This window comes from Pseudomonas sp. 2VD, assembly GCF_005503585.1.
Taxonomy (GTDB): Bacteria; Pseudomonadota; Gammaproteobacteria; order Pseudomonadales; family Pseudomonadaceae; genus Pseudomonas; species Pseudomonas aeruginosa.
Genome location: NZ_SCND01000531.1, coordinates 1 through 2,943, shown reverse-complemented (window position 1 = coordinate 2,943; position 2,943 = coordinate 1). Strand labels below are relative to the sequence as shown.

Below are 2,943 nucleotides of genomic sequence, written 5' to 3'. Positions count from 1 at the left end.
GCAGGCCGGCGAGCCGCTGTGGCGCCGGCAGGCGGGGTCCGAGGAGGCGTTGCTGGCGCTTTGCGAAGAAGCCCAGCGCAGCCTCGACCTCGAACAGGGGCCGCTGCTGCGTGCGCTGCTGGTGGACATGGCCGACGGCAGCCAGCGCCTGCTGCTGGTCATCCACCACCTGGCGGTGGACGGGGTGTCCTGGCGCATCCTGCTGGAAGACCTGCAGCGTCTCTATGCCGACCTCGACGCCGATCTCGGGCCGCGTAGCAGTTCCTACCAGGCCTGGAGCCGGCACCTGCACGAACAGGCCGGCGCGCGCCTGGACGAACTCGACTACTGGCAGGCGCAACTGCACGACGCTCCGCATGCGCTGCCATGCGAAAACCCGCACGGAGCCCTGGAAAACCGCCATGAGCGCAAGCTCGTCCTGACCCTGGACGCCGAGCGTACCCGGCAGTTGCTGCAGGAAGCCCCGGCGGCCTACCGGACCCAGGTCAACGACCTGCTGCTGACCGCCCTGGCCCGTGCGACCTGCCGCTGGAGCGGCGACGCCAGCGTGCTGGTGCAGCTCGAAGGGCACGGCCGCGAGGACCTCGGCGAGGCCATCGACCTGAGCCGCACGGTGGGCTGGTTCACCAGCCTGTTCCCGCTGCGCCTGACCCCGGCCGCGGACCTCGGCGAGTCGCTGAAGGCGATCAAGGAGCAACTACGCGGCGTGCCGGACAAGGGCGTCGGCTACGGCCTGCTGCGCTACCTGGCTGGAGAGGAGGCTGCGACCCGCCTGGCCGCGCTGCCGCAGCCGCGGATCACCTTCAATTACCTGGGCCGGTTCGACCGTCAGTTCGATGGGGCGGCGCTGCTGGTACCGGCCACGGAAAGCGCCGGCGCCGCCCAGGATCCGTGCGCCCCGCTGGCCAACTGGTTGAGCATCGAAGGCCAGGTCTACGGTGGCGAGCTGAGCCTGCACTGGAGCTTCAGCCGGGAAATGTTCGCCGAGGCGACCGTCCAGCGCCTGGTCGATGACTACGCGCGGGAGCTGCACGCGCTGATCGAGCATTGTCTCGACCCGCGGCATCGGGGTGTGACGCCGTCGGACTTCCCGCTGGCCGGGCTTTCCCAGACGCAGCTCGATGAATTGTCCTTGGATCCTGATTCGGTGCGGGACATCTATCCGTTGTCGCCGATGCAGCAGGGCATGCTGTTTCACAGTCTTCATGGAACGGAAGGCGACTATGTCAACCAGTTGCGCATGGATATCGGCGGATTGGACCCGGATCGCTTCCGCGCAGCCTGGCAGGCCACCCTCGATGCCCATGAGATCCTGCGCAGCGGATTCCTCTGGAAGGACGGCTGGCCTCAGCCGTTGCAGGTGGTATTCGAGCAGGCGACGCTGGAGCTGCGGCTGGCCCCGCCAGGCAGTGATCCGCAACGGCAGGCAGAGGCTGAGCGCGAAGCCGGTTTCGACCCGGCCAGGGCGCCGTTGCAACGCTTGGTGTTGGTGCCGCTGGCGAATGGGCGGATGCACCTCATCTATACCTATCACCACATCCTGATGGATGGCTGGAGCAACGCCCAACTGCTCGCCGAGGTACTGCAGCGCTATGCGGGACAGGAGGTAGCCGCTACCGTTGGGCGTTACCGCGACTACATCGGTTGGTTGCAGAGCCGCGATGCGATGGCGACCGAGTTCTTCTGGCGCGATCGGCTGGCCTCCCTGGAGATGCCGACACGCCTGGCGCGCCAGGCGAGGACGGAGCAGCCTGGCCAGGGTGAGCATCTGCGCGAACTGGATCCGCAGACGACCCGCCAACTGGCGTCCTTCGCCCAAGGTCAGAAGGTCACGCTCAACACCTTGGTGCAAGCGGCCTGGGCGCTGTTCCTGCAGCGGCACTGCGGGCAGGAGACGGTAGCCTTCGGCGCCACCGTGGCCGGACGGCCGGCGGAACTGCCAGGCATCGAGGCGCAGATCGGTCTGTTTATCAATACCCTGCCGGTGATCGCCGCGCCGCAGCCACAGCAGAGCGTCGCGGACTACCTGCAGGGGATGCAGGCGCTCAACCTGGCGCTGCGCGAACACGAGCATACGCCTCTGTACGACATCCAGCGCTGGGCCGGGCATGGCGGCGAGGCTCTGTTCGATAGCATCCTGGTGTTCGAGAACTTCCCCGTGGCCGAGGCTCTGCGCCAGGCTCCCGCCGATCTGGAGTTCTCCACGCCAAGCAACCACGAGCAGACCAACTACCCCCTGACGCTGGGTGTCACCCTGGGTGAGCGCCTGAGCCTGCAGTACGTCTATGCGCGGCGCGATTTCGACGCAGCGGACATCGCCGAACTGGACCGTCATCTGCTGCATCTGCTGCAGCGGATGGCCGAGACCCCCCAGGCAGCGCTGGGCGAGCTGGCCCTGCTCGACGCCGGGGAACGCCAGGAGGCGCTGCGGGATTGGCAGGCACCGCTCGAGGCGCTGCCGCGGGGCGGCGTCGCGGCGGCCTTCGCGCATCAGGCAGCGTCGGCGCCTGAGGCGATCGCGCTGGTATGCGGCGACGAGTATCTCAGCTATGCCGAACTGGATATGCGCGCCGAGCGTCTGGCGCGTGGCCTGCGGGCGCGCGGCGTGGCCGAGGAAGCGCTGGTGGCGATCGCTGCCGAGCGCTCCTTCGACCTGGTCGTCGGCCTGCTGGGTATCCTCAAGGCCGGTGCCGGCTACCTGCCGCTGGATCCGAACTACCCCGCGGAGCGCCTGGCGTACATGTTGCGCGACAGCGGCGCGCGCTGGCTGATCTGCCAGGAAACCCTGGCGGAGCGGCTGCCCTGCCCGGCAGAGGTCGAGCGGCTGCCGCTGGAGACCGCCGCCTGGCCGGCGAGTGCAGATACGCGGCCGCTGCCGGAGGTAGCTGGCGAGACGCTGGCCTACGTGATCTATACGTCCGGCTCGACCGGCCAGCCAAAAGG

General features: G+C 68.4%; 1 protein-coding gene. It reads left to right on the top strand.

Going from position 1 to position 2,943, the window contains the following annotated elements:
• Positions 1-2,943, top strand: a 2,943-nt coding sequence (locus FFS27_RS31145) for a condensation domain-containing protein (RefSeq protein WP_171019268.1), incomplete at both ends; no start/stop codon positions are given.